This window comes from Spirillospora sp. NPDC000708, from assembly GCF_040299565.1.
Lineage (GTDB): Bacteria > Actinomycetota > Actinomycetes > Streptosporangiales > Streptosporangiaceae > Spirillospora.
The window spans coordinates 1-5,457 of sequence record NZ_JBEPCJ010000192.1 but is presented as its reverse complement, the minus strand read 5'-3'; the positions used below and the strand labels follow the sequence as shown (position 1 = coordinate 5,457).

General features: G+C 47.9%; 3 tRNA genes and 3 rRNA genes. All 6 read left to right on the top strand.

The window, feature by feature from the left end:
* The first annotated feature begins 207 nt into the window (after window positions 1-207).
* Window positions 208-1,754 (top strand): 16S ribosomal RNA (locus ABT299_RS52055).
* A 93-nt stretch (window positions 1,755-1,847) separates the two neighbouring features.
* Window positions 1,848-1,920 (top strand) — tRNA-Ala (locus ABT299_RS52050).
* A gap of 138 nt (window positions 1,921-2,058) precedes the next feature.
* A 23S ribosomal RNA gene (locus ABT299_RS52045) occupies window positions 2,059-4,959 on the top strand.
* 83 nt (window positions 4,960-5,042) lie between these two features.
* Window positions 5,043-5,158, top strand: a 5S ribosomal RNA gene (rrf, locus tag ABT299_RS52040).
* Together the 16S, 23S and 5S rRNA genes with 3 tRNA genes alongside form the textbook arrangement of a ribosomal RNA operon.
* Before the next feature lie 9 nt (window positions 5,159-5,167).
* A tRNA-Glu gene (locus tag ABT299_RS52035) sits at window positions 5,168-5,239 on the top strand.
* A gap of 36 nt (window positions 5,240-5,275) precedes the next feature.
* Window positions 5,276-5,349: transfer RNA gene (locus ABT299_RS52030), tRNA-Asn, on the top strand.
* Window positions 5,350-5,457 lie beyond the last annotated feature (108 nt).

Below are 5,457 nucleotides of genomic sequence, written 5' to 3'. Positions count from 1 at the left end.
GTATAAAAGTCACAGTTAATTCTTGACAAGTTTAGTTAGGTTTGATAGAATATAATAGTTGTCGCAAGAGACGAGGGTCTTGAAGCGATAAGCTAGACCATTGAAAACTGAATAAAGAAGAATGACTCATGTGATGTAGTAAGATACATCAAAAATCTGTCAATCAATAATGAAAGACAAGCCAGTCACTAAGGTGACTTAAATACTTTATTTGAGAGTTTGATCCTGGCTCAGGACGAACGCTGGCGGCGTGCCTAATACATGCAAGTTGAGCGCTGAAGGTTGGTACTTGTACCGACTGGATGAGCAGCGAACGGGTGAGTAACGCGTGGGGAATCTGCCTTTGAGCGGGGGACAACATTTGGAAACGAATGCTAATACCGCATAAAAACTTTAAACACAAGTTTTAAGTTTGAAAGATGCAATTGCATCACTCAAAGATGATCCCGCGTTGTATTAGCTAGTTGGTGAGGTAAAGGCTCACCAAGGCGATGATACATAGCCGACCTGAGAGGGTGATCGGCCACATTGGGACTGAGACACGGCCCAAACTCCTACGGGAGGCAGCAGTAGGGAATCTTCGGCAATGGACGAAAGTCTGACCGAGCAACGCCGCGTGAGTGAAGAAGGTTTTCGGATCGTAAAACTCTGTTGGTAGAGAAGAACGTTGGTGAGAGTGGAAAGCTCATCAAGTGACGGTAACTACCCAGAAAGGGACGGCTAACTACGTGCCAGCAGCCGCGGTAATACGTAGGTCCCGAGCGTTGTCCGGATTTATTGGGCGTAAAGCGAGCGCAGGTGGTTTATTAAGTCTGGTGTAAAAGGCAGTGGCTCAACCATTGTATGCATTGGAAACTGGTAGACTTGAGTGCAGGAGAGGAGAGTGGAATTCCATGTGTAGCGGTGAAATGCGTAGATATATGGAGGAACACCGGTGGCGAAAGCGGCTCTCTGGCCTGTAACTGACACTGAGGCTCGAAAGCGTGGGGAGCAAACAGGATTAGATACCCTGGTAGTCCACGCCGTAAACGATGAGTGCTAGATGTAGGGAGCTATAAGTTCTCTGTATCGCAGCTAACGCAATAAGCACTCCGCCTGGGGAGTACGACCGCAAGGTTGAAACTCAAAGGAATTGACGGGGGCCCGCACAAGCGGTGGAGCATGTGGTTTAATTCGAAGCAACGCGAAGAACCTTACCAGGTCTTGACATACTCGTGCTATTCCTAGAGATAGGAAGTTCCTTCGGGACACGGGATACAGGTGGTGCATGGTTGTCGTCAGCTCGTGTCGTGAGATGTTGGGTTAAGTCCCGCAACGAGCGCAACCCCTATTGTTAGTTGCCATCATTAAGTTGGGCACTCTAACGAGACTGCCGGTGATAAACCGGAGGAAGGTGGGGATGACGTCAAATCATCATGCCCCTTATGACCTGGGCTACACACGTGCTACAATGGATGGTACAACGAGTCGCGAGACAGTGATGTTTAGCTAATCTCTTAAAACCATTCTCAGTTCGGATTGTAGGCTGCAACTCGCCTACATGAAGTCGGAATCGCTAGTAATCGCGGATCAGCACGCCGCGGTGAATACGTTCCCGGGCCTTGTACACACCGCCCGTCACACCACGGGAGTTGGGAGTACCCGAAGTAGGTTGCCTAACCGCAAGGAGGGCGCTTCCTAAGGTAAGACCGATGACTGGGGTGAAGTCGTAACAAGGTAGCCGTATCGGAAGGTGCGGCTGGATCACCTCCTTTCTAAGGAATATATACAAAGACGTGAGCATTCAACTTTATTCAGTTTTGAGGGGTTTAGTGATAAACCTAAGCAAGAATCAAATTCTTGATTGTGGGGCCTTAGCTCAGCTGGGAGAGCGCCTGCTTTGCACGCAGGAGGTCAGCGGTTCGATCCCGCTAGGCTCCATTGTCAGACAAGACGTTAAAATCACTTGAACATTGAAAACTAAATAACAATATCTAATAACGATAAATAAACCAAAAGCTGTGAATTTTAAAGAATTTACAAACTTATACTTGAAAAACGATGATTATAAATCATCATGGCAAAGTTAATAAGGGCGCACGGTGGATGCCTTGGCACTAAGAGCCGATGAAGGACGTGACTAACGACGATATTCTAGGGGGAGCAGTAAGTACGCATTGATCCCTAGGTCTCCGAATGGGGAAACCCAGCTGCTACTAGCAGTTATTCATGAGTGAATACATAGCTCATGTAAAGGTAACGCAGAGAACTGAAACATCTAAGTACCTGCAGGAAGAGAAAGTAAAAACGATTTCGTAAGTAGCGGCGAGCGAACGCGAAGAAGGGCAAACCAAGAAGCTTGCTTCTTGGGGTTGTAGGACTGCAACGTGGACTTAAGCATTATAGTCGAATAACCTGGGAAGGTTAATCAAAGAGGGTAATAATCCCGTAGACGAAATAGCGCTTATACCTAGCAGTATCCTGAGTAGGGCTGGACACGCGAAATCCAGTTTGAATCCGGGAGGACCATCTCCCAACCCTAAATACTCCTTAGTGACCGATAGTGAACCAGTACCGTGAGGGAAAGGTGAAAAGAACCCCGAGAGGGGAGTGAAATAGCACCTGAAACCGTGTGCCTACAAGAAGTTCGAGCCCGTTAATGGGTGAGAGCGTGCCTTTTGTAGAATGAACCGGCGAGTTACGTTATGATGCGAGGTTAAGTTGAAGAGACGGAGCCGTAGGGAAACCGAGTCTGAATAGGGCGACTTAGTATCATGATGTAGACCCGAAACCTAGTGACCTATCCATGAGCAGGGTGAAGGTGTGGTAAGACGCACTGGAGGCCCGAACCAGGACACGTTGAAAAGTGTTTGGATGACTTGTGGATAGCGGAGAAATTCCAAACGAACTGGGAGATAGCTGGTTCTCTCCGAAATAGCTTTAGGGCTAGCGTCGAAATGTAAGTGTATTGGAGGTAGAGCACTGTTTGGGTGAGGGGTCCGTCTAGGATTACCAATCTCAGATAAACTCCGAATGCTAATACACATGTTCGGCAGTCAGACTGCGAGTGCTAAGATCCGTAGTCGAAAGGGAAACAGCCCAGACCAACAGCTAAGGTCCCAAAATATATGTTAAGTGGAAAAGGATGTGGGGTTGCACAGACAACTAGGATGTTAGCTCAGAAGCAGCTATCATTCAAAGAGTGCGTAATAGCTCACTAGTCGAGTGACCCTGCGCCGAAAATGTACCGGGGCTAAACATATTACCGAAGCTTTGGATTGATATTTTATCAATGGTAGGAGAGCGTTCTTAACCGCGATGAAGGTATACCGTGAGGAGTGCTGGAGCGTTAAGAAGTGAGAATGCCGGTATGAGTAGCGCAAGATAAGTGAGAATCTTATCCACCGTAAGACTAAGGTTTCCAGGGGAAGGCTCGTCCGCCCTGGGTTAGTCGGGACCTAAGGCGAGGCCGAAAGGCGTAGTCGATGGACAACTGGTTGATATTCCAGTACTAGATATGATCGTGATGGAGGGACGCAGTAGGCTAAGAGATGCCAGTTAATGGATTCTGGTCTAAGCAGTGAGGTGTGAGATGTGTCAAATGCATTTCTCTTTAACATTGAGCTGTGATGGGGAAGCAACTACGGTTGCGAACTCTCTGATGTCACACTGCCAAGAAAAGCTTCTAGCGTAAAGTCATATCTACCCGTACCGCAAACCGACACAGGTAGTCGAGGCGAGTAGCCTCAGGTGATCGAGAGAACTCTCGTTAAGGAACTCGGCAAAATAGCCCCGTAACTTCGGGAGAAGGGGTGCTGGTGTAAAAGCCAGCCGCAGTGAATAGGCCCAAGCAACTGTTTATCAAAAACACAGCTCTCTGCTAAACCGCAAGGTGATGTATAGGGGGTGACGCCTGCCCGGTGCTGGAAGGTTAAGAGGAGTGCTTAGACGTAAGTCGAAGGTATGAATTGAAGCCCCAGTAAACGGCGGCCGTAACTATAACGGTCCTAAGGTAGCGAAATTCCTTGTCGGGTAAGTTCCGACCCGCACGAAAGGCGTAATGATTTGGGCACTGTCTCAACGAGAGACTCGGTGAAATTTTAGTACCTGTGAAGATGCAGGTTACCCGCGACAGGACGGAAAGACCCCATGGAGCTTTACTGTAGTTTGATATTGAGTACCTGTAAGTCATGTACAGGATAGGTAGGAGCCATTGAAATAGGGACGCTAGTTTCTATTGAGGCGTTGTTGGGATACTACCCTTGACTTATGGTTACTCTAACCCGCTGGCATAATCGGCCAGGGAGACAGTGTCTGACGGACAGTTTGACTGGGGCGGTCGCCTCCTAAAGAGTAACGGAGGCGCTCAAAGGTTGGCTCAGATTGGTTGGAAATCAATCGTAGAGTGTAAAGGTAAAAGCCAGCTTGACTGCGAGAGCTACAACTCGAGCAGGTAGGAAACTAGGACTTAGTGATCCGGTGGTACCGCATGGAAGGGCCATCGCTCAACGGATAAAAGCTACCCTGGGGATAACAGGCTTATCTCCCCCAAGAGTTCACATCGACGGGGAGGTTTGGCACCTCGATGTCGGCTCGTCGCATCCTGGGGCTGTAGTCGGTCCCAAGGGTTGGGCTGTTCGCCCATTAAAGCGGCACGCGAGCTGGGTTCAGAACGTCGTGAGACAGTTCGGTCCCTATCCGTCGCGGGCGTAGGTAATTTGAGAGGATCTGTCCTTAGTACGAGAGGACCGGGATGGACTTACCGCTGGTGTACCAGTTGTTCCGCCAGGAGCACGGCTGGATAGCTATGTAGGGAAGGGATAAGCGCTGAAAGCATCTAAGTGCGAAGCCCACCTCAAGATGAGATTACCCATTCGTAAGAATTAAGAGCCCAGAGAGATGATCTGGTAGATAGGCTGGAAGTGGAAGAGTTGCGAGACTTGGAGCGGACCAGTACTAATCGCTCGAGGACTTTACCAAAAGAGTCAAATATAATATGCTTATGGTTTAAAAGTTAGAAGAATTGTTATTTAGTTTTGAATGTTCAAGGTAACATTTAATGATTTGGTCATCATTGCGATGGAGATACACCTGTTCCCATGTCGAACACAGAAGTTAAGTCCATCTACGGCGGAAGTACTTGGGGGTTGCCCCCTGGGAGATAGGCGAGTGGCCAAGTTGAAAGTATGGTCCGTTGGTCAAGGGGTTAAGACACCGCCTTTTCACGGCGGTAACACGGGTTCGAATCCCGTACGGACTATATTATTAAAACTCGGGGAACCGAGTTTTATGTTATTGCGGATTAGCTCAGTTGGTAGTAGCGCATGACTGTTAATCATGATGTCGTCAGTTCGAGTCTGACATCCGCAGCTTTTAAGAGACCTACGGGTCTCTTTTTTTATTATAAATACAGAAAATGTTTAAGAAATTTTGATATAATTTGATAAACGGAGAGATGATATAAAATGCAAAAGAGAT